This window comes from Marinospirillum alkaliphilum DSM 21637, assembly GCF_900119735.1.
In the GTDB taxonomy this organism is placed as follows: domain Bacteria; phylum Pseudomonadota; class Gammaproteobacteria; order Pseudomonadales; family Halomonadaceae; genus Marinospirillum; species Marinospirillum alkaliphilum.
Map to the genome: position 1 here is coordinate 622391 of NZ_FPJW01000001.1, position 21947 is coordinate 644337.

Here is a 21947-nt window from a genome sequence, read left to right on the forward strand (position 1 = left end):
CTCCTTAGGCCCGCCAGAAGGCGCGAGTGAACAGGATCATGAAGGTGACAATTTCCAGGCGACCCAGAATCATACCGAGGCACATCAGCCATTTACCGGCATCTGGCAGGCTGGAAAAATTGCCAGCCGGGCCCACGGTATCACCCAGGCCGGGACCCACGTTGGCTACAGCTGTAACTGCCGCGGTAAAGCTGGTGATGAAGTCCAGCCCCATAAAAGACAGTGCCAATGCCAGCGCTGCAATGGTGGCAAAAAAGAAAAAGGCAAACGCCACCATAGAGCGGATAACGTCATCCGGCACAGGCTTGCCGTTGTAACGCTGGGAAAACACCCCTCGGGGATGCAGTAGAGTCATCATCTGGTTGCGCATCAGCATCAGCGATAGCTGGTGGCGGAATACTTTAAAGCCACCGCTGGTGGACCCGGAGCAGCCGCCAATGAACATCAGGTACAAAAAGAAGATAACGGCAAAGTTGCCCCAGGCATTGTAGTCGCTGGAGGCGTAACCCGTGGTGGTGACGACTGAAACAATGTTAAAGGTGGCGTGAGTCAGGGCTTCAAACCAGTCCCAGCCCTGTTGGGTCATCAGGTAGAGGGTTAAAATGCCGACCGCACTGATCAGGATCTTGAACAGGGCTTGCACCTGGCTGTCCATCAGCATGGGCATCGGGCGCCCCTGAATCAGGTGTACAAAAAGCACAAAGGGTAAAGCACCCAGAAACATGAACAGGATGCTGATCCATAAAATACTGGGTGTATCAGCAAAGTGTCCCATGGATGCATCATAGTTGGCAAAGCCACCAGTGGCAGAGGTGGTCATGCCATGCACCACGGCATCAAACAGATTCATGCCAGCCAGCCAGTAGCTGAAAACACACAGCAGTGTCAGGCCCACATATACCTTGCCAATGGCTTTGGCCAGGGTGCCTGAGCGAGGCATGGCTTTTTCCGACCAGTCAGAGGACTCCGACTGGAACAACCGCATGCCACCGACCTGCAGGAAGGGGAGGATGGCCATACCCATGACAATGATACCGATGCCACCTAACCATTGCAGGATCGCACGCCACAGCAGGATGCCGTGAGACATGGTGTCCAGTCCGGACAGGATGGTGGCACCGGTGGTGGTGAGACCGGAAACCGTTTCAAAAACAGCATCAGAAATACTTAGATCGGTGGAGCCAAACAGCAATGGAATGGATGAAAACAGGCTCAGTACCAGCCAGCTTAACGAGGTCAGCAGAAAAATCTGGCGGCCTCGAAGGTTAAAGGGGGCTAAAGAGCCGACCACCACCATCAGACCACCGCTGACCAGGGTGATGGCCATTGAATAGAAAAAAATCTGCATGTCACCCTGCTGCCCTTCAATGGATAGCAGAATGATCGGGGCAAGCTTGAAGGCACCCAGCAATAGCAGCAGCAGGCCCAGAAGTTTAATGATAGGGGCCAGCCATTCAAACCAGTGACGAAGTGGGGATACCTGTTGGCGCCGACTGGAACGACTTTCAGTTTTGGGTATGGTGTGTCTGGACGAAGTGGCCTGCATGAGGATTCCTGACGGAGCGCCTTGTCGTTTTTTGGGGTAGCTTAACGCGGGTGCAGCATTATGACCAGTAACAGTCGCCCAATCGGGCATTATACCTGGGTGTTTTTGTAAACACTCGTTTGAAAATACTTTCGATCAGGCTAGACTGACTGTTTTCCCTGTTGCTGATGGCAGCAACAAGCAGGAGTGCAAGATGCAGACCCGTACCCCAATCAAGATTCGTGGATATCATCTGGACCTTTATGGTCACGTCAACAATGCCCGCTACCTGGAGTTTCTGGAGGAGGCGCGATGGGACTTCCTGGAACAGCAGGTGGACATAGCTACCTTCACCGGCTCCGGTCTGGGATTGGCCGTGGTGAACATCAATATCAACTATCGGCGTGGTGCTTATGTTAACGAAGAAATTGAGGTGGTGACCACGCTGGCTCGCATTGGCAACAAGAGTGCCGTGATGCACCAGGATGTGGTGCTGAAGGGTACAGATGTGCTGGTAGCAGATGCTGACATCACTTTTGTGGTGACCGATCAGAAAGCACAGAAAGCAGTAGCGCTGGAAGGTGAGCTGCGTCAGGTGCTGGAGCAATGGCAAACGCTACAACCGGCTATCTGAAGCGGCAGGCTTTAATGCAATTGTCATCCAAGCGAGTATAATGCGCCCTCAAAATTGCCAGGCTGCAGGATTGCAGCGGGAAACTGCAGGGGGAGACAAGCAATGAGTTCCTTGGATAACAAGGTACCAGTCATCACGCTGGATGGGCCAGGCGGAGCCGGTAAGGGAACGGTCAGTATGTTGCTGGCCCGTGAACTGGGGTGGCACCTGTTGGATTCTGGTGCGCTGTACCGGTTGGTCGGACTGGCTGCTGAGCATCACGGTGTGGCGCTGGATAACGAAGCTGCGCTGGGTGTGTTGGCGGAACATCTGGATGTGCAGTTCCTTACTGCGCGTGAGGATCTGGTGCAGGTGGTGCTGGAAGGTGAGGATGTCAGTCATGAGTTGCGTACCGAGCGGGTAGGCGGTTTGGCATCGCAGGTGGCCGCATTACCGGCCGTTCGCCAGGCGTTATTGGCCCGCCAGCGAGCCTTTCGTGAGTTTCCAGGACTGATTTGTGATGGTCGGGATATGGGCACAGTGGTGTTTCCTGAGGCTCCCTTGAAAATTTACCTGACCGCCAGCGCTGATGAACGTGCCCGCCGCAGGCTGGAACAGTTGCGCGCCAAGGGCGTTGCTGCTAGTCTATTGGACCTTAAAAATGACATTCTGGAGCGTGATGCGCGTGACATGAATCGCACAACAGCGCCACTGCGACCTGCAGATGATGCTGTTGAAGTGGACACCACGTCGCTGAATATCCCGGATGTCGTCGATTTGATTCTTGCTGAGGCGAAAAGCCGCGGCTTGATATCCCAGGCATCCTCCGCCTGAGAAGTGTTCAAGTCGAAGTAGTACGGAGGTCATTCGGGACGGTGTCATAGTTTGTCGGGGTCCTTTAATCTGAAAATCCCGTCAGGCTTAACCGGCGTCAACACCCCCGGATGGAAATCATCAGGCCCGCGTTTGCTGGTGGCGCGGAGGGCGGCAATTCCGCCGCATTAAAGACATTTAATTGAGTGAAATTCATGACTGAATCCTTTGCCGAACTCTTTGAACAAAGCTTGCAGACCGTCAACATGGAGGTGGGCTCCATCATCCGTGCGACCATCGTTGATGTGGATGGTGACTGGGTTACCGTAAACGCGGGCCTGAAGTCTGAAGGTGTGATCCACCGTAGCCAGTTCGAAGGTACTGATGTACTGAACGTGGGTGACGAAGTGCTGGTGGCTCTGGAAACCGTGGAAGACGGTTTCGGCGAAACGCGCCTGTCCCGTGAAAAAGCACGTCGTGCCGAGTCCTGGATCGAACTGGAAGCAGCTTTCGAGAAGAACGAAGTCGTCAAGGGTATCATCAACGGCAAGGTCAAGGGTGGCTTCACTGTTGACATCAACACCATCCGTGCCTTCCTGCCTGGTTCTCTGGTGGATGTACGTCCGGTACGCGACACTGCCCACCTGGAAAACAAAGAGCTGGACTTCAAAGTTATCAAGCTGGATGCCAAGCGTAACAACGTTGTTGTTTCTCGCCGTGCTGTGCTGGAAGCTGAAAACTCTGCTGAGCGCGAGCAACTGCTGGCTAACCTGGCCGAAGGTCAGGAAGTCAAGGGTATCGTCAAGAACCTCACTGACTACGGTGCCTTCGTTGATCTGGGCGGCGTAGATGGCCTGCTGCACATCACTGACATGGCCTGGAAGCGTATCAAGCATCCTTCCGAGATCGTGGCAGTTGGCGACGAGATCAATGTCAAGGTGCTGAAGTTCGACCGCGAGCGCAACCGCGTTTCTCTGGGTCTGAAGCAACTGGGCGAAGATCCGTGGATCCAGATCAAGGCCCGTTACCCGGAAAACTCCGTGATCAAGGCCCGCATCACCAACCTGACCGACTACGGCTGTTTTGCCGAGCTGGAAGAGGGCGTGGAAGGTCTGGTACACGTTTCCGAAATGGATTGGACCAACAAGAACGTCAACCCGAAAGCTGTTGTCAGCCTGGGCGACGAAATCGAAGTGATGATCCTGGACATCGACGAAGAGCGTCGTCGTATTTCCCTGGGTATCAAGCAGTGCCGTGCCAATCCGTGGGAAGAGTTCTCCGGTAAGTACAACAAGGGTGACAAGGTCACCGGCGCGATCAAGTCCATCACTGACTTCGGTATCTTTGTTGGTCTGAATGGTGGTATCGACGGTCTGGTTCACCTGTCTGACATCTCCTGGAACGAAACCGGTGAAGAAGCCGTGCGTCGTTTCAAGAAGGGTGAAGAAGTTGAAACCATCATTCTGTCCATCGACCCTGAGCGCGAGCGCATTTCCCTGGGCATCAAGCAGCTGGAAAGTGATCCGTTCAACGAGTTCCTGGCGCTGAATGACAAGGGTTCCATTGTTAAAGGCAAGGTGGTTTCCATTGAAGCCAAAGAAGCTGTTGTTGCGCTGAACGATGAAGTTCAGGCTGTACTGAAAGCCTCTGAAATCAGTGCTGAGCGTGTTGAAGATGCACGTAACGTTCTGAACGAAGGTGATGAAGTTGAAGCCCGCATCATCAATGTTGATCGCAAGAACCGTGTGATCAGCCTGTCCATCAAAGCCAAAGAAAAGGCTGAAACTGAGCAAGCGATGGCTGCCCAGCGTGATGCCCAGGCTGAAATGGCTGGTCCGACCACCATTGGTGATCTGATCAAGCAGCAGATGGAAAACCAGAACTGATTCACTGAAATCAGTCTGTCAGAAACCGTCACCCCAAGGGGTGGCGGTTTTTTTTTGCCTTCAGCATGGCTATGCTGATACCAGCAGCTTTTGTAATTCAGTTGGGAGGGCATCATGCATTACCCTGGTCTGCTGGTCCTGTGCCTGAGTCTTGTACTGGTTTCGCCAGTTCTTCAAGCGCGTGTACTGGAGAGTGATCTGTATCCTTTGCAGGTTGAGCAACTGACAGATGGCTTGGAAAATCCCTGGTCACTGGTTTTTTTGCCGGAAGGTGAGGTGCTGATTACTGAGCGCCCAGGTCGTTTAAGACGCTTGATTGACGGCCAGTTAATGCCACAGCCAGTCAGTGGACTGCCACCGGTGCATCCAACCGGTCAGGGTGGTTTGCTGGATCTGGCCCTGCATCCTGATTTTGAACAGAACCGGTGGCTGTATTTCAGTTATGTCGATCGCAATCGCGAGGGTTATACCACCCGGGTTGCCCGAGGTGTTTATCGTTCAGGTCGGCTGTCTGCAGTGGAAGTGATTTTTACCGCCGAACCACGCAGCAGTGGTGGGCGGCATTTTGGCAGTCGCCTGGTGTTTGATCATGAGGGGTATTTATACATCACCATCGGTGATCGAGGTGAGATGCAGCGCGCACAAGATCCTGCTGATCATGCCGGCAGTGTCATTCGGCTGCATGCTGATGGCCGAATTCCAGATACAAACCCTGGTGTATTAAAGTCTGGCTGGCGGCCTGAAATTTATGCCATTGGCACCCGTAATGCCCAGGGGATGGCGCTGCATCCTGAAACGGGTGAGGTCTGGTTGCAGGAGCACGGCCCTCGCGGCGGTGACGAGGTGAATCGTATTCAGGCAGGGCTGAACTATGGCTGGCCTGAAGTGACTCATGGCCGCAATTACACCGGCACATCCATCACACCGCATCAGCATTTGCCCGGTATGGAGTCACCACTCTGGCACTGGACACCTTCCATTGCACCTTCGGGCATGATGTTTTACACCGGTGAATTATTTCCAGCCTGGCAAGGTCAGTTACTGGTTGGGGCTTTGGCAGGCAGGCTGATTTCGCGGCTGGAGGTCAGTGGCAGCGGTGATGACTGGCAGGTTGCGGAGCAGGAAAGATTTTTTCAGGTCATGAATGTACGGGTCAGGGATGTGCGTCAGGCACCAGATGGCAGTATCTGGGTGCTGACGGATGATCGAAACGGTCAGTTGTTGCGCTTGAGTCCTGCTGACAGGCTTTAAAGCTCAACCGCCTTGCGCACATGTACACCCCAGAACAGGAAGGGCTGCAGGGGTTTTAACAGATCACTGGAGAGTACTTCAACAATGTTGAATTCTTCCAGCTTGGTATCTCTGGGCGGTGGGTGCATATAAACCTGGCCGCTGATGGCACGAATCCCGGCGCAGATGGGGTGGTGAATACTCTCGCTGCGCTCAGTGACTACGGCGGTATCACCATTTTTCAGTTTCACAGCGGTGCCAGGCGGATAAACACCAATTTGATTGAGAAAGAGCTTGGTCAGTGCCGGACCAACCAGCGTGCCGCGCTCACTGAAAATCTGCCGCAGTGCAACTTTCACCGGCAGTGCCTGACGGTATTCACGTTTGCCGATCAGGGCGATGTAGATATCAGCCAAGGCCAGCAGGCGAGCTTCATTGGCAATCTCGTCGCCTTTCAGGCCTTTAGGGTAACCGCTGCCATCCAGGCGCTCGTGGTGATGAAGCACGGCACGTATCCACATTGGATCTTTAACGCCTATTGCTTCAAGCAGTTCCACCGAGCGCTCCGGGTGGTTGCGAATCTGTTCACGCTGTTCATCCGTTAGAGGTGATTTCTGGCGGTTCAGTTTGTCCTGGACTGTCAGCATGCCAATATTGGCAGTAAGTGCTGCCGCAAGGGTGCAGAATAGCTGTTCGCCATGCATTTTCAGCTTTTGTGCCACCACGGCAATCAGGATGGCACACTGGATCGGGTGATAAATGCTGTAGGAGCCTTCTTCAGCACGTGGCCAGTGTACGGTGCCCAGGAGGGCTTCCGGTGCTCTTTCGGCGAGTCCTATGATCTGGCTGCAGATCATGCGAATGTCGCGCTGAAAGGCCTCAGGAGCACCCGGCGCACCGCTTTTGAGGTGGCGAAATGTGCGGGAGAGCTGATCTTCCAGTTCCAGCACTTCCAGAAATGGGTTAACGTTTGCGCTGTAACGGAAAGGTTTGAATTCGCTGGAATAATCAACGCGGTCACTGGGGTCGCGCTTGACCAGGCCGCGAGCCAGCAGCAGTTCAATCTGCTCCTGATTGCCAATTACGGCTCCTTTGGAGAGCAGTAGCCGACCCCCTCTGGTGTAAATATCCAGAGTAGTTTTTCTGCCTACGGCCAACTCACTGGGGCGTAATTTTTCCAGCATCTTTATTACTCGTAGATAAAAACGGCAACAATCATGAGGTTAGTCCTTTCTCTGTTGTGCGTCTGTTGTTTTTGGATGCGCTGCCGTGAATTCCTGTACAAAAAATGCCATAAACAGCTGCACTTTGATACATACGACTTGCAATAAAGTGTTAAATAATGTCATGCATTTTTGACAAGGTTTTCATACTTTTTTTGTGTGGTCTTGACTAAAATCTGTACATTATGGATATCCAGAGAAGTCAAGCTTAACTGCCGAGGTCTGCAATGCAACAGGTGACGGAAAACAACAGCAAGGACAAGGCCATGCCAGAGCAGGCTTCTGAACCCAATTATTGTATTGCCCTGCAACCCATCTGCAACGCCAATATGCGGCATGTTGCTGATGAGCTTCTTTATCGCTCCAGTGCAACCGCCACTTTTGCCAGAGTTGAAGATCAACTGATGGCAACCGCTCGTGTGGTTAATGCCGCCTTTTTTGAAACCGGCCTGGAAAAACTGATCGGTAACCGCAAGCTGTTTTTTAATGCGCCACGTGAATGGATCCTCAAGCCTGAACTACTACCGCCTAATCCTGATCAAGTGGTGGTAGAGGTGCTGGAAAGTGTCACGGGTGAACCTGAAATTCTGGCGGCGTTAAAAAAGGTTCGCCGCCTGGGTTATGACGTTGCGTTGGATGACTTTATTCTTAATGATGCTACCCGCCCATTATTGGATGTAGCCAGTATCATCAAGGTTGACTTGTTTGAACCGGTTCGTGATGAGGATATTCAGGAATACTGTGATCGAGGCATACGTTTGCTTGCCGAGAAAGTGGAAGACCTGGATACCTTCAAGCGCTTTAAAGAGATGGGGTTTGAGCTGTTTCAGGGATATTTTTATGCGCGCCCTGAGGTTCATGCTGAAACTTCGCGTAAAGGTCGGGGCAATAATCGCAGTGCACAAATACGCATCCTGAGTGAGTTGCAAAAAGAGGAGCCAGATTATCGCATTCTGGAAATGCTGATTGCCCAGGATCCTCAGTTGACCTTTATGCTGTTGAAGTATGTAAACTCAGCATTGTTCCGGCGCGCCAATGAGATCACCACCATTCATCAGGCACTCAACACTTTGGGCTTGGAGCGGGTACGCAGCATTGTTACCACGGTCATGCTGGCTAATAACGGACCTGCCAGCCGCCTATTACTGCCACAGGCATTAACCCGTGCACAAATGTGTGAAAAGCTGGCTTATGGCATGAGTCAGTTGGATCCTCGTTCAGCCTTTATGATGGGCTTGATGTCGATGATGGATGTGCTGATGGGCATGGAAATGCAGCCCTTGATGGAGCAGTTGCCACTGAGCTCTGAAATCAAAGGCGCAATATTGCGGCGTGAAGGGCGACTCGGTCAGTTGTTGAATCTGGTTCTGGCTTTTGAACATGCCCGTATGGGTAGCAAGTCACCTGATCTGGTGGCTCGACTCAATCAAGCCTGGTTGGAAAGCCAGACCTGGTCCAACGAGGTGATGAGTCAGGTGGAATATTGATCAGGAAACTTCAGGCTTTCTTGATCCAGTAGCGATACACTTCACTATTTTCATCCTGCAGCAGTAACTCTTGTTTCAGAAACTGGCAAAACCTGGGAATGTCCCGCGTTGTTGCCGGATCTGTGGCGATCACCAACAATACTTCGCCTGCATCCACTTCATCCAGCTTGCCATGCAATAACATCACGGGCTCTGGACAATAAAGTCCTGATGTATCCAACTGGTGCTGGTGTTCGGGAGCGACTGATTCCGGCATGGGGTTTCCTCTGGAAAAAATATCGGGGCAGGCATAAACTTTATTTTATTTTCAGTGATTTATTCTTTCAGGGCAAGGTAGAGGCCGACAGGAGAAGAGCATGATCAAGGTATTGATAGAGCGGCAGTTGCTGGAAGGGCTGGATGAAGAGTATGGTCATGCAGCAAAAGCCTTGTTGCGAGGCTGCATGGAAATGCCTGGCTACATCTCTGGCGAATCCTTAAAAGATATTCAGCGCCCCACGCATCGGGTGATTATTACCCTGTGGAAGAATGAACAGTCCTGGAAGGACTGGGAGAAGTCTGCAAAGCGGCAACAGCTGTTGGCAGGCATCTGCGGCTTGCTGGCCGCAGATGAGAAAGTCACCTTACTGGCTCCTCTCTGAGCCGGTGATGCGGGGTTGGTTTATTTGCCAACCCTGACTGCCAGCACATCGCAGGGAGCACCATGCAACACGCCGCTGGAAACAGACCCCAGCAGCAGTTGTAAACCATGGCGGCCATGGCTGCCTACAACAATGAGATCAACTTCTTGCTCTTTTGCCAGGCGATGGGTTTCACTGTCCGGCATGCCAACCAGGATATGGCGATTGTCTTCCGGAATATTCATGTCCTCCAGCAGCTCATTCATGCGCTTTCGGGCATGAGCGTCCAGTTGATCCTGGATGCTGGTCAGATCCATTGGTATATCACCACCGTAGGCAAACCCCAGGGGTTCAAGGGTGTGCACTACAGAAATCCTGGCCTGATTGTTACGGGCCGCAATTTCTTTGGCGCGCTGGAGAACTTTACGGGATTCGTCGGAGAGGTCGATGGCGACCAGAATATTTCTGTAGTCGTTACTCATGATGCTTTCCTGTTGCTGGATCGGTGAATTCACTATAAACCAAAATTCGAGGTCATGTCATTGAGTCCCTTCTGGTGGTTTGTTCTTGCTGCGATACTGGTTTTGTCACCCATGAGTATGCTGAAACCCAGTCCGCGCCAGAAGCGTCTGGTGATGCTACGGGAAAAAGCTCGCCATCTGGGAATCAGGGTTACGCTGACTTCCCAGCAACTGGATCCGGGTTTGAAGCTGGAAGGTGCAGCTTACCGTTGGTTGCGCCCTGCTGATGCGCCGGCAATGCCTGGTTATTTGTGTCTGTTGCGGTGTGAGGAGGGGCGGCAGCGCGGGGCACTGTGGACTGATGGATGGGAGCGGGTGCGAGGTGCGCCTGAGTTGTTGACAGAAGCTCAGCGTCAGTTGCTGGATCATTTTTTAACGCTTTTGCCCGCAGATGCACACGCTGTTGAGTGGGGGAGTGCTACGCTGAGTTTCTGGTGGCATGAGCGAGGAGATACCGGGTTGCTGGAGGTGTTGCACCCTGTGGTACAGGCAATGCTGGCTGAACCGGTGCGCCCGGTGCCACGCCCTAATCTGTCCAATCGATTAGCAGGAGGAAGTTAAGATGACTTTATTCGCAGAGCACCATTCCGGGCAGCGCCTTGTTGATCCGGATGCTTTTCCCTTGCCGCCTGAGCTGGAGTTGATGGATGGTGCTTATGCAACAAGGGATGTGCAGCGACTGGTGCTTGGTGGCGGGTGTTTCTGGTGCGTTGAGGCCGTGTTTAAATCTTTGACTGGCGTCCTCTCTGTCACCTCGGGTTATGCTGGGGGTAGTGCTTCAGATGCCAGTTACCCGCTAGTTTGTACCGGTCAAACGGGGCATGCAGAAGTGGTGGAAATTTGTTATGACCCAGCACTGATCCGGCGTGGGCAGTTGTTACGGGTGTTTTTTTCTGTGGCGCACAACCCCACTCACCTGAATCATCAGGGAGCCGATCATGGTCCTCAGTACCGTTCAGTGGTGTTTTATACCAGTGAAGCGGAGCGCAGGCAGGTAGAGAGCTATATCCATGAGTTAAATCGTCTGCCTGCCTGGTCAGCGCCCATTGTGACTTTTGTGGAGCCTTTGGATGCTTTTTATCCTGCCGAGCAAGAGCATCAGAATTATGCTGCGCTTCATCCGGGACAGCCTTATATCCAGGCCGTGGCTTTGCCAAAAAAACAATCGGTGGAGCAGTTTTTTCAGGCTTTATTAAACAAATAAAAACGGGTGAGGGAATTTTTCGCACATGCGATTAAGGCTAAAGTTGCACTTTTACCCTCTTGGTCAGCCAACCCAATCAACCTAAACTCGGTGTTTGGCTGACTTGGATTATTGCCAGATTAAGTAGCGCAATAATTAAGAAACGGCTGATTAGCTGATAATAAAAAGCAACACACAATAAAAAAGACAGACAGGGGCTTCAGAATGACCAACTCTCTACGGCTGCTTGGGTGGCTGTTTCTGCTGGGTACGCTCGGTTTAGTCTGGCTGGTGGGTGATGCCTCCTGGACTTTGCCCGTTGCCAGCTTATTGCTGTTATTGGCAGGAGGCCTCTTATCTTTTTCCCCGGCTGCTGGTGCGGGCAAGTCAGGAAAAACAGTTGATGATCCTTTGGTGCAGATTTACAAGGCTCGATCGGCCGATCTGGAGCAGATCAACAGCCAGCAACTGGATAAACCGGCAGCAGAATACCTCTCGTTAAAGAAAATGGCAGCTCAACTGGCAGGTCGTGCCAGCTTGACTGCCATTTCCACCGCTGAAGTCTCACACCATGCTGATGTGATGGATAAGCGTCTGGATTGGCAGGAGAATGCAGTATCCAGCATTACCCATACCATGGGCTCCATTTCCGTGGCCATTGAGCAGGTATCCGTTAATGCCGGCAATGTTGCTGCCATGGCTGCACATGCACGGGATGACAGCTTCCACAGTCGTGATGCCCTGGCTTCCCTGATGAAGGACATGCGAGATCTGTCAGAGCGCTCTGAGCAGGCTCTGGATTTGATTGAGCTGCTGAATGAAAAGAGCTCCAGTATCCAGAAGGTCACTCAGGTGATCGAAGGCATTGCGGAACAGACCAACCTGTTGGCACTGAACGCAGCCATTGAAGCTGCGCGTGCCGGTGAGCATGGTCGTGGTTTTGCTGTCGTGGCGGATGAAGTGCGCAGTCTGGCAAGTCGCACCTCTGAGTCAACGCGCCAGGTGGAAGAGATCGTACATGAGATTCAGAAGAGCACCCATGAAGTGGTGGATAGCATTGGTCACCTGATGAAGCAGGTGGCTGGTGGTGCCGGAGCCGTTGAAGAGGTGGGTGGTCGCCTGGAATCCATGGCTGGTCAGTTTGATGAAGTGGAGCAGCAGATCAACTCGATTGCGGGTGCTGTGTCAGAAAGTCATCAGCATGTGCAGCAGATCGCGGGGGAGCTGGTGCAACTGACCGAGCAGATCACCAGTGGTAATGGTGACATGCATCAGTTGGCCAGACAGGCTCAGCAGTTGATGGATGCTGCAGAAAGCATTAATGCCGAGTTGGCCGTTCAGCGCATCGACTCGCGTCATCAGCAGGCTTACAAGCTGGCGCGCCAGGCTGCAGATCGGGTGTCTGAAATGCTGGAACAGGCGGTGCAGCGCGGTGACTTTTCCGAGCGAGACCTGTTTGAGCCTGATTACAAGCCGGTACCGGGAACTGACCCTGTGAAATACCGCACGGCTTTTGATGCCTTCACCGACAAAAACTTGCCAGGGTTGCAGGAGCCACTGCGCAAATCCTTTCCGGGTGGTCTTTCATATGCCATTGCTTTTGACCGCAAGGGTTATGTGCCAACCCATAACGACGATTATGCCCATGATCCGACCGGTGATCCGGCCGTTGATCTGGTGAAAAGTCGCAGCAAGCGAATTTTCAAAGATCCAACAGGCAGTCGTTGCGCCCAGAATACCCGTGAGCTGCTGGTGCAGACCTATAAGCGGGATACTGGGGAAGTGGTGCACGACCTTTCCGTACCCATTTTTATTCGTGGCAAACACTGGGGTGGTTTTCGGGTGGGCTACGCACCGCAAAGCTGATTGATCAGGCCCATAAAAAAATGCCGACTCCATAGAGTCGGCGTTTTTGTTTGGCGGACAGGTCTCAGTTTCAGACGCAGCCCTGCTGGATCATGGCATCAGCAACCTTGCGGAAGCCGGCAATGTTGGCACCCAGCACCAGGTTGGTGGGCTGATCAAACTCTTTGGCAGTTTCATGGCTGCGCTCAAAGATGCCTTTCATGATGCCTTGCAGGCGAGTGTCAACTTCTTCAAAGGTCCAGCGGGTCATGCTGGCATTCTGGGCCATTTCCAGTTGGCTGGTTGCAACGCCACCGGCATTGGCAGCCTTGCCCGGGCCATAGGCAATGCGTGCGTCCAGGAACAGGTCCACCGCCTCTGCTGTGGAGGGCATGTTGGCACCTTCACTGACACAAACCACGCCATTGGCCAGCAGAGCCTTGGCATCAGCAGCAGTCAGTTCGTTCTGAGTGGCAGAAGGGAAGGCTGCCTGAGCTTCAAAGCGCCATACCGCGTGGCCATCCTTGGGGTAATCAGCAACTGGGATGTAGCGGGCTTTCGGATGGGCTTTAACATACTCTTCCAGCGAAACGCGGCGTACTTCTTTCAGGTCTTTCAGCAATGGCAGGTCAATGCCATCGGCATGATAAATGGTGCCTTGCGAATCGGAACAGGTCACCGGCAGTGCGCCCATCTGATAGAGCTTTTCGATGGTGTAGATGGCTACGTTACCAGCACCGGAAACCAGGCAGGTTTTACCATCCAGGCTGTCGTTACGGCTGTTCAGCATGTTTTCAGCAAAATAAACCGCACCATAACCGGTGGCTTCAGTGCGCACCAGTGAACCACCCCAGTTCAGGCCTTTGCCGGTCAGTACACCCTCATAGCTGCCGGTCAGGCGCTTGTACTGGCCGTACATGTAGCCGATTTCACGACCACCCACACCAATATCACCAGCTGGTACGTCAATGGTGTCGCCGATGTGGCGATAGAGCTCGCTCATGAAGGATTGGCAGAAGCGCATGATTTCTGCGTCGGAGCGGCCCTTGGGGTTGAAGTCGGAACCGCCCTTGCCGCCGCCAATGGCCAGGCCGGTCAGGGAGTTCTTGAAGATTTGTTCAAAACCAAGGAATTTGATGATGCCGGCGTTAACGCTGGGGTGGAAGCGCAGGCCACCCTTGTATGGGCCAATGGCAGAGTTGAACTGTATGCGATAACCCTTGTTGACCTGAATTTTGCCTTGGTCGTCCATCCAGGTGACACGGAACATGATCTGGCGCTCAGGCTCAACAATACGCTCAACGATGCTGGCTTCACGATAACGTTTGTCGCTATCCAGAAGTGGGCGGATGGACTCAAGCACTTCTTCAGCAGCCTGATAAAACTCAGTCTGAGCCGGGCTGCTTTTCTGAAGGCGGGCAAGGGTATCGTGAACGTAGGGCATGAAGGTTCCTTGGTAGATTGAAGTAGTTGGCATGCTTTAAATGCATGCTCCAGTTTTGTGCAAAAATTTGCCGATATTGAATCAGCCATGCAAAAAGCAGCTATTCTCAATCCCTTGTATGACGCGCTCCTTAAAACCACTGCTTTTTAAGGTGCATTAATATAGCGCATCACAATACTATGCGTCTAGAGTATGCACTATGCTGGTGCGGCATGGGCTGATTGGCAGCAAACGAAAAAAAAGCAGCCATCAAGGCTGCCTTGTATGAAGGGGGAGGTCTCAGCTGTTTTCTAATATTTCCTGCAAGGCTGTGATCAGTGCCTGATTTTGTTCTGGCGTGCCCAGGGTGATGCGTAAAAAGGCATCAATGCGGGGTTTGTTGAAGTGGCGTACCAGCAGTGCGCGCTCCCGCAACTGTTGGGCCAGCCAGGCGCCCTCGTGGGCCGGATGGCGGGCGAACACAAAGTTGGCACCGGAAGGCAGTACTTCAAAACCCAGTTGAGTCAGTGCCTGGCTTAATGCTTCCCGTGAGTCCATGACCTTACGGCAGCTTGCACGCATGTGGTCAGCATCCTGCACTGCGGCAATGGCTCCAGCCAGTGCCAGACGATCCAGTGGGTAGGAGTTAAAGCTGTCTTTCACACGATTCAGTGCTTCAATCAGGTCTGGATGCCCTGCAGCAAAACCAACACGCAGGCCGGCCAGCGCCCAGGATTTGGAAAAGGTCTGGGTGACCAGCAGGTTGGGGAACTCTGGAATCAGGGTCAATGCTGACTCGGTGCCAAAATCAACATAGGCCTCATCAACCAGGACCACTGAGTTGGGGTTGTTTTCCAGCAGCTTACGAATGGCATTCAGTGGCAACGCCTTGCCGGTGGGGGCGTTGGGGTTGGGGAAAATAATGCCGCCGTTGGGCTGATTGTAGTCATCCGGGTTGATGCTGAAGTCCTGGGTCAGCGGAATCTGGCGGTACTCCACTTCGTAAAGCTGGCAGTAAACCGGGTAAAAACTGTAAGTGATATCCGGAAACAGCAGGGGCTGCTGCTGTTTTAACAAGGCCTGAAACGCCAGTGCCAGCACTTCATCCGAGCCATTGCCGACAAAAAGATGGTCGGCTGTCAGCCCGCAGTAGTCTGCCAGCACGTTTTTTAAATCTTGTGCCTGAGGATCAGGATAGAGTCTTAGTGTATCCTGCGCAGCATCGCGAATCGCCTGAAGGGCACGTGGTGAAGGGCCGTAAGGGCTTTCATTGGTGTTCAGTTTGATCAGGTTGGGGATTTTCGGCTGCTCTCCGGGAATATAGGGGGTCAGGCGGTGAACAATTGGGCTCCAGAAGCGGCTCATGAAATAACCTTTTGTGCGTCATTGGCAAAGTAAAAGAAGAGAAGATTAAACCCTATGTCTGGGAAAACTCAACGTCTGGATAAATTTCTGTCGACCACCACTGGTTTGACTCGCAGTCTGGCTAAAAAAGCACTGCATCGGGGTGAGGTGAGTGTTAATGGTGTGGTGGAGAAAAATTCCGGACGCCAGGTGGCTTCGGAAGATCAGGTGTGCTGGCTGGATCAGCCGCTGGTGGAAGTGGGTTTACGTTATCTGCTGCTGAATAAGCCGGTGGGTTATGAGTGCAGCAGTAAAAGCAGTCATCATCCACTGGTGACGGACCTGTTGCAGGATCTTCCTGCGCTGGAACGAATCAACCCGGTGGGGCGGCTGGATGTGGATACTTCCGGCCTGATGTTGCTGACGGATGATGGTCAGTGGCTGCACCGCATCACTTCGCCGCGTCATCGCAAGCCCAAGGTATACCGGGCGCTGCTGGCTGAGCCGCTGGTGCTTGATGCTGAACAACGAGTGCTGGAGGGGCTGCTGCTGGAGGGTGAAGATACACCAACGCTACCGGCCATTTTGCAGCGTCTGGAGGATCAACAGGTGCGCCTGACCATAACGGAGGGGCGTTATCATCAGGTGCGCAGGATGTTTGCAGCTTTGGGTAATCATGTGCAGGCACTGCATCGAGAGGCGATCGGTGATTTGTGGCTGAATGAAAGTGAACTTGCACCCGGGCAGTGGCGCGAACTGACGCAGGAAGAGGTGCAGCAGCTTGGGGCTGCTGGGTAAGGTTTTTTCAGGGGCTTCGGGTTATACTCGCTGCCAGGGTAACATCAGGTTGACTGACAAGAAGGAATTGGCATGAAAAATCGCCTGCTGATCGAGCTGGAAACACTGCGCAAAAGCATTAATCGAGACATTATCAACCCGATGGTTCCGGAGTTGGCGCTGGAGGATTTGCGTCCGTTATTAACCATGGTGGCGCGTGCGCGCGCAGATTACGTCAAGGAACTGCTGGACCTGGCGAGTCGCACAGGTTCTGATGCGCCAACCCTGGAAGCGGTTCACGAGTTGCAGAATCGCCGTATTGTTTTCCAGGAGTTGGTGGATGCTGTGAATGCACTGGAAACAGTGATACAGCGTGAGTACATGGATGTAAAAACGGGTCGTAATAAATAGTCCCGGTTAAAAAGTACACTTAATCACCCGCCGGGCAGGCGGGTGGTGTTTTTAACGGGCAGTTCCCGTGAGACTGCTTTTCCATTAAGTTCGTATCCTCTCTTCCCTGTAGTCGGGCGGCACAGCTCAGTGCCCTGGCTGCTTCTGCCTTGCATTCAGTATGTTGCGTTAATACTTGTCCAAAATTGTGCCAGGCTGCAACCAGGCCGGGCTCCAGTAGCAGCGCCTCGTTTAACAGTTCAGCGACTCTGGCGGGGCGTTCAAGCTGGTATTCAATATTGGCCAATAGCAGGCGTGGTAAAGGTGCTTCAGGCCAGCGCAGCATGCTGACTTGATAAGCTGTGGCCGCTATCTCGGGTTGGCCAGCTAGCTCCAACTGATGGATGGCTTTCAAGCTGGTGGTCAGCTCTGTGGATACGGGTAGTTGGTCTGGTGGCAAGAGCAGCCAGGCCCAGTTGCCACCGCGCTGCCAGGTGTGGTGAAAGGTTGAAAAGTCAGTGACATGATTTTGCCGGGTGCCGGAGTTGAGATAAAACACCCGCTGTTCCAGGTCGTAACCACTGATGACAGCAAAGTGCCAGACAGGTTGCAGACTCAGGCCAAGGTTTTGAAAGACCAGCACTGGGTGTCCGGCAGCAACTTCCTGCAGCAGTTGTTGGTGGGTCTCCAGTGGGTAAGGGATCAGGCCCCGCTGACGGGCACTGGCTAACAACTCTATTTGTAATGAGCCCTGGCGTGCCGGTAAATAAACCTGGTCAATCAATTCCTCCGGTGTGATATCAATATCCTGAAAAACCAGGAGTGTGGCCAGTGCAGCGGGCCCACACTGGAACGCCTGTTGTGGGAAAAAAGGCAGGGTTGTGATGAGGTGCCGGGTGGGTAAGGCCTGCCCGTCCGGTGTGGTGGGCGGCACGGTGGATTGAGTGGTGCACCCGATCAGCCATGCCGTCAGTAAAAGCAGCAATAGACCGTAGCGGGGTGTTTTAATCATTGATACTGCGGACAAAAGGGAAAATGTCTGTAGCACCCAGCATGTCGGTAATAACAAACAGCACAAAGACGATCAATGCAGCACCCAGTAGGCCTGAGCCAGCGGGTAGCTCGTCCAGTTGTTGTTCCAGTAATGCAATTTCTTCCGGGGTCAGGCGACTGATGCGCTCTTCAGCCAATTGTGGCGCAACACCAAGGCTTACCAGTTGCTGTTGCAGTGTTTGTTGGCGTTCTGTCAGTGAAGCTGTGGTGCTGGCCGTCAGGGCGGACTGCTTGTTTGATGGTTGCTGCTGCTCCAGAAGCTGCTGATTGCTGATCATTGTTGCCTGTAGTGGTGAAAGCATTAACAGGCTGATCAGTACAAATGCCAGGGTTTTGAAAAAGAATTTCATGGTGTCGACTCCGGGGAATGAGTTTCATCAAACTATCAATTTTGACCAAAAAAGCAAGAACGACGCTAGCTGGCAACGGGGCTGGTGTTCTTTGTTGCCACCAAAAAAACCAAAAGCAGGCAAGAAGCATAGCCTTCTGCCGAGGCTGTGCTAGAATGCGCGCCCATGATACTGAGCTGAGTACAGGAATAAGGTGACTTATGGCTTCTACCCTGGCCTTTATTTTCCCCGGACAGGGCTCCCAACAGATCGGGATGCTTGCTGAACTGGCCGAGCGTTATGCGGTTGTGCGCTCAACTTTTGAAGAGGCGTCCACTGCGCTGGGTTACGACCTCTGGCAACTGGTGCAGGAAGGTCCGGCAGAACAGCTGAATCGTACTGATATCACCCAGCCGGCCATTCTGGCTGCCAGCGTTGCTGTATGGCGCGTCTGGAAAGAACTGGAAGGCGCACGTCCTGACTGGGTTGCCGGTCACAGCCTGGGTGAGTATTCTGCACTGGTTTGCAGTGGTGCGATGGATTTTGCTGACGGCCTGCGCCTGGTGCGTGCCCGTGGTGAGTTCATGCAGGCTGCAGTGCCACAGGGGCAGGGTGCCATGGCGGCTATCCTTGGTCTTGAAGCTGCACAGATTGAGCAGGCCTGTGCTGAAGCGGCACAGGGTGAAGTGGTTGCTGCAGTTAACTATAATGCGCCTGGTCAGATCGTGATTGCCGGTTCGGTAAAAGCGGTTGAGCGTGCCATTGCGGCCTGTCAGGCTGCGGGTGCCAAAAAAGCCATGCCGCTGCCGGTCAGTGTGCCTTCTCACTGTGAGTTGATGCGTCCTGCTGCAGAAAAACTGGCCAACGAATTAAACCTGATTCAGTTGAATAGGCCGCGTGTTCCGGTGGTGCAAAATGTTCATGCTGCCCCGGAAACTGAAGTGGCAGCCATCCGTGAAAACCTGGTGGCACAGCTTTATCGCCCAGTGCGCTGGATTGAAAGCATCGAATTCATGGCGGCCCAGGGTGTGGATACCTATGTTGAGTGTGGCCCTGGCAAAGTGCTGGTCGGTCTCAACAAGCGTATTGTCAAATCAGCCCGCTCACTGGCAGTGAATGATCCGGAATCGGTTCAGGCTGCACTTGAACTGCTGCGTGCAGAGTAACGGAGGACGCAATGAGTCAGAATTTGGAAGGTAAGGTTGCATTGGTTACTGGTGCCAGTCGTGGTATCGGTCGTGCCATTGCGCTGGAACTGGGGCGTATGGGTGCCACTGTTATTGGTACTGCTACCAGTGAATCCGGTGCTGCCAATATAACCGAGGGTTTGAAGGCTGCTGGTGTGACAGGTGAAGGCATGTTGCTGAACGTCACCGATGCCGAATCTGTTGAAACGGTTATCAAGGCGATCACTGAAAAGTATGCTGCACCGCTGATTCTGGTAAACAATGCCGGCATCACTAAAGATAACCTGATGATGCGTATGAAAGACGAGGAGTGGGATGATGTTATCGACACCAACCTCAAGTCTGTTTACCGCACCAGCAAGGCCTGCCTGCGTGGCATGACCAAGGCACGCTGGGGTCGCATCATCAATATCAGTTCTGTGGTTGCCACCATGGGTAATATGGGGCAGGCCAACTATGCTGCTGCCAAGGCCGGTATGGAAGGTTTTACCCGTTCGCTGGCGCGTGAGCTGGGCTCTCGTAACGTCACTGTGAATGCTGTGGCACCGGGCTTTATTGCCACCGATATGACCGAGGTGTTGCCGGAAGCTCAAAAGGAGTTTCTCAAGCAGCAGGTGCCGCTGGCACGTCTTGGTCAGCCGGAAGAAATTGCTGCTGCAGTGGGCTTTCTGGCCAGTGAGCCGGCTGCTTATATCACCGGTGAAACCCTGCATGTTAATGGCGGCATGAACATGCGTTGATTTTCTTCGGGGTGGACTTTTTTAACTGGAAAACCTGTTTTCCTGTTGCAACAGTCCGCTCCGGTTTATAAACTACCGTGCAATTTCTACCAATCGCACGGCAAGACTCTAACCAGGAGTAACCTAACGTCATGAGTACCATCGAAGAGCGCGTAAAAAAGATCGTCGCCGAACAACTGGGTGTTAAAGAAGAGGAAATTCAGAACTCTTCCTCCTTCGTCGAGGACCTGGGCGCTGATTCTCTGGACACTGTAGAGCTGGTTATGGCTCTCGAAGAAGAATTCGAGACCGAAATTCCGGATGAAGAAGCCGAGAAGATCACCACCGTACAGGAAGCCATCGACTACGTTCTGGCTCACCAGTAAGCTTCTCCGGACTCAGGTCCATCAGGTACAAAGCCTCCTGGCTTTGATACTTGCCGAAAACCGCTTCACCTCAGGGTGCAGCGGTTTTTCATTTTCTGGGGTATAATTCCCGCCAATTTTTCTGACTCACTGATTCGTATAGGAGAAGGGCATGTCGCGCAGACGAGTGGTAGTGACGGGCATGGGGCTGGTTAGCCCATTGGGAAACACCCTGAAAGAAACCTGGGACGGCATATTGGCTGGCCGCAGCGGTGTGGCACCCATTGAAGGTTTTGATACCTCTGCCTTCAGTACCCGCTTTGGTGCGCAGGTCAAGGGCTTTGATGTTGAGCAATACATGCCGATCAAGGATGCCCGCAAAATGGATACCTTTATCCAGTACGGCATGGCCGCTGCGGTGCAGGCCATTGAAGATTCCGGGCTGGAGTGCACTGAAGCCAATGCTGACCGCATCGGTTGTGCCATTGGTTCCGGTATTGGCGGTCTGCCAATGATTGAAAAGAACCACGAATCCCTGCAAAAGGGTGGTCCTCGCAAGATTTCTCCCTTCTTTGTGCCGGGTTCCATCATCAACATGATTTCCGGCAATCTGGCCATCCGTTATGGCTACAAAGGCCCAAACATTGCCATTACCACCGCTTGCACCACCGGTACCCATAACATCGGTTATTCAGCGCGTACCATTGCTTATGGTGATGCAGATGTGATGGTTTGTGGCGGTGCCGAGTGTGCCAGTACTCCACTGGGTCTGGGTGGTTTTGCTGCTGCCCGTGCGCTGTCTACCCGCAATGACGACCCTCAGGCGGCCAGTCGTCCCTGGGATAAAGACCGTGACGGTTTTGTGTTGGGTGATGGTGCTGGTGTGCTGGTGCTGGAAGAGTACGAGCATGCCAAAGCTCGCGGTGCTCGTATTTATGCGGAACTGACAGGTTTTGGCATGAGTGATGATGCTTATCACATGACGCTGCCACCGGATGATGGGCGCGGTGCTGCTGCTTCCATGCGTAATGCCATCCGTGATGCCGGACTGAACTCAGAAGTCATCAACTACATCAATGCTCACGGCACTTCCACACCGGCTGGTGATATTGCTGAAAGTCGTGCGGTGGAGTCTGTGATGGGTGCAGCAGCCAGCCAGGTGGCTGTCAGTTCCACCAAGTCCATGATCGGTCACCTGTTGGGCGCTGCTGGTGCGGTTGAAGCGGTGTTCAGCGTATTGGCCATTCGTGATCAGGTCGCACCACCGACCATCAACCTGGACAACCCGCAGGAAGGCTGCAATCTGGACTATGTGCCGAACACTGCACGCCAGATGAAAATTGACCATGCCCTGTCCAATTCCTTTGGATTTGGTGGTACCAACGGCAGTCTGATTTTCAGCAAGATCTGAGTG

The 21947-nt window shown here is 53.1% G+C and carries 23 protein-coding genes; 15 read left to right on the forward strand and 8 right to left on the reverse strand.

The features are described from left to right. Positions 1–4 precede the first annotated feature (4 nt). Complete coding sequence (locus tag BT114_RS02965; protein ID WP_084661824.1) at positions 5–1546, reverse strand: TrkH family potassium uptake protein; 1542 nt, start codon at positions 1544–1546, stop codon at positions 5–7. 193 nt (positions 1547–1739) lie between these two features. On the opposite strand from BT114_RS02965, the gene BT114_RS02970 reads away from it, so the two are divergent. The 4 genes from BT114_RS02970 (at position 1740) to BT114_RS02985 (ending at position 6088) form a co-directional block, all read left to right on the forward strand. After that, on the forward strand, positions 1740–2159 hold the full coding sequence (locus BT114_RS02970; RefSeq protein WP_072324792.1) for an acyl-CoA thioesterase: 420 nt from the start codon (positions 1740–1742) through the stop codon (positions 2157–2159). Between the two features lie 102 nt (positions 2160–2261). After that, positions 2262–2972, forward strand: a complete 711-nt coding sequence (cmk, locus tag BT114_RS02975; protein WP_072324793.1) for a (d)CMP kinase — start codon at positions 2262–2264, stop codon at positions 2970–2972. A 194-nt stretch (positions 2973–3166) separates the two neighbouring features. Then, complete coding sequence (gene rpsA, locus BT114_RS02980) at positions 3167–4837, forward strand: 30S ribosomal protein S1 (RefSeq protein ID WP_072324794.1); 1671 nt, start codon at positions 3167–3169, stop codon at positions 4835–4837. A gap of 114 nt (positions 4838–4951) precedes the next feature. Beyond that, positions 4952–6088, forward strand: coding sequence for a PQQ-dependent sugar dehydrogenase (locus tag BT114_RS02985; protein ID WP_072324795.1), 1137 nt, complete (start codon positions 4952–4954; stop codon positions 6086–6088). Here the strand turns inward: BT114_RS02985 and BT114_RS02990 are convergent. After that, positions 6085–7251 (reverse strand): HD-GYP domain-containing protein, encoded by a 1167-nt coding sequence (locus BT114_RS02990; protein WP_072324796.1) that lies wholly within the window; start codon positions 7249–7251, stop codon positions 6085–6087. The two genes, BT114_RS02985 and BT114_RS02990, sit on opposite strands and share 4 nt — an antisense overlap. A 266-nt stretch (positions 7252–7517) precedes the next feature. Between BT114_RS02990 and BT114_RS02995 the strand changes: the two genes are divergently transcribed. Then, on the forward strand, positions 7518–8777 hold the full coding sequence (locus tag BT114_RS02995) for an EAL and HDOD domain-containing protein (RefSeq protein ID WP_218163440.1): 1260 nt from the start codon (positions 7518–7520) through the stop codon (positions 8775–8777). A gap of 10 nt (positions 8778–8787) precedes the next feature. On the opposite strand, the gene tusA is transcribed toward BT114_RS02995, so the two are convergent. Further along, positions 8788–9033, reverse strand: coding sequence for a sulfurtransferase TusA (gene tusA, locus BT114_RS03000; protein WP_072324797.1), 246 nt, complete (start codon positions 9031–9033; stop codon positions 8788–8790). A gap of 100 nt (positions 9034–9133) precedes the next feature. On the opposite strand from tusA, the gene BT114_RS03005 reads away from it, so the two are divergent. Further along, positions 9134–9418, forward strand: a complete 285-nt coding sequence (locus BT114_RS03005; protein WP_072324798.1) for an antibiotic biosynthesis monooxygenase family protein — start codon at positions 9134–9136, stop codon at positions 9416–9418. 20 nt (positions 9419–9438) lie between these two features. Here BT114_RS03005 and BT114_RS03010 read toward each other — a convergent pair whose 3' ends face one another. Beyond that, positions 9439–9879, reverse strand: coding sequence for a universal stress protein (locus tag BT114_RS03010; protein ID WP_072324799.1), 441 nt, complete (start codon positions 9877–9879; stop codon positions 9439–9441). 111 nt (positions 9880–9990) lie between these two features. Between BT114_RS03010 and BT114_RS03015 the strand changes: the two genes are divergently transcribed. The 3 genes from BT114_RS03015 to BT114_RS03025 all read left to right on the forward strand — a co-directional run bounded on the left by BT114_RS03015 (position 9991) and on the right by BT114_RS03025 (position 12967). Beyond that, positions 9991–10479, forward strand: coding sequence for a hypothetical protein (locus tag BT114_RS03015; RefSeq protein ID WP_072324800.1), 489 nt, complete (start codon positions 9991–9993; stop codon positions 10477–10479). A gap of 1 nt (position 10480) precedes the next feature. After that, positions 10481–11122, forward strand: a complete 642-nt coding sequence (gene msrA / locus BT114_RS03020) for a peptide-methionine (S)-S-oxide reductase MsrA (RefSeq protein WP_072324801.1) — start codon at positions 10481–10483, stop codon at positions 11120–11122. A 204-nt stretch (positions 11123–11326) separates the two neighbouring features. After that, positions 11327–12967: a methyl-accepting chemotaxis protein gene (locus BT114_RS03025; protein WP_072324802.1), complete on the forward strand. Its 1641-nt coding sequence runs from the start codon at positions 11327–11329 to the stop codon at positions 12965–12967. Between the two features lie 70 nt (positions 12968–13037). On the opposite strand, the gene gdhA is transcribed toward BT114_RS03025, so the two are convergent. Continuing rightward, positions 13038–14390 carry an NADP-specific glutamate dehydrogenase gene (gene gdhA / locus BT114_RS03030; RefSeq protein WP_072324803.1) on the reverse strand — a complete coding sequence of 451 codons (1353 nt, stop codon included), beginning with the start codon at positions 14388–14390 and terminating at the stop codon, positions 13038–13040. A gap of 279 nt (positions 14391–14669) precedes the next feature. Next, complete coding sequence (gene hisC, locus BT114_RS03035) at positions 14670–15734, reverse strand: histidinol-phosphate transaminase (RefSeq protein WP_072324804.1); 1065 nt, start codon at positions 15732–15734, stop codon at positions 14670–14672. Between the two features lie 54 nt (positions 15735–15788). Here hisC and BT114_RS03040 point away from each other — a divergent pair, with 54 nt between their 5' ends. Further along, entirely contained in the window at positions 15789–16511 is a 723-nt protein-coding gene (locus tag BT114_RS03040) for a pseudouridine synthase (RefSeq protein WP_072324805.1), read from the forward strand. 72 nt (positions 16512–16583) lie between these two features. Continuing rightward, entirely contained in the window at positions 16584–16901 is a 318-nt protein-coding gene (locus tag BT114_RS03045; RefSeq protein ID WP_072324806.1) for a hypothetical protein, read from the forward strand. 19 nt (positions 16902–16920) lie between these two features. Here BT114_RS03045 and BT114_RS03050 read toward each other — a convergent pair whose 3' ends face one another. Further along, a complete protein-coding gene (locus BT114_RS03050; protein WP_072324807.1) occupies positions 16921–17892 on the reverse strand; it encodes a PA2778 family cysteine peptidase in 972 nt (323 codons plus the stop codon). Next, positions 17885–18283: a DUF6627 family protein gene (locus BT114_RS03055; RefSeq protein WP_072324808.1), complete on the reverse strand. Its 399-nt coding sequence runs from the start codon at positions 18281–18283 to the stop codon at positions 17885–17887. Before BT114_RS03055 ends, BT114_RS03050 begins: the two co-directional genes overlap by 8 nt. Before the next feature lie 200 nt (positions 18284–18483). Between BT114_RS03055 and fabD the strand changes: the two genes are divergently transcribed. From fabD to fabF, 4 genes are all read left to right on the forward strand, one after another. Beyond that, positions 18484–19428: an ACP S-malonyltransferase gene (gene fabD, locus BT114_RS03060; protein ID WP_072324809.1), complete on the forward strand. Its 945-nt coding sequence runs from the start codon at positions 18484–18486 to the stop codon at positions 19426–19428. 11 nt (positions 19429–19439) lie between these two features. Then, positions 19440–20189, forward strand: a complete 750-nt coding sequence (gene fabG, locus BT114_RS03065) for a 3-oxoacyl-ACP reductase FabG (RefSeq protein WP_072324810.1) — start codon at positions 19440–19442, stop codon at positions 20187–20189. A gap of 131 nt (positions 20190–20320) precedes the next feature. Further along, positions 20321–20554: an acyl carrier protein gene (gene acpP, locus BT114_RS03070; RefSeq protein ID WP_072324811.1), complete on the forward strand. Its 234-nt coding sequence runs from the start codon at positions 20321–20323 to the stop codon at positions 20552–20554. 151 nt (positions 20555–20705) lie between these two features. Beyond that, a complete protein-coding gene (gene fabF / locus BT114_RS03075) occupies positions 20706–21944 on the forward strand; it encodes a beta-ketoacyl-ACP synthase II (protein WP_072324812.1) in 1239 nt (412 codons plus the stop codon). Positions 21945–21947 lie beyond the last annotated feature (3 nt).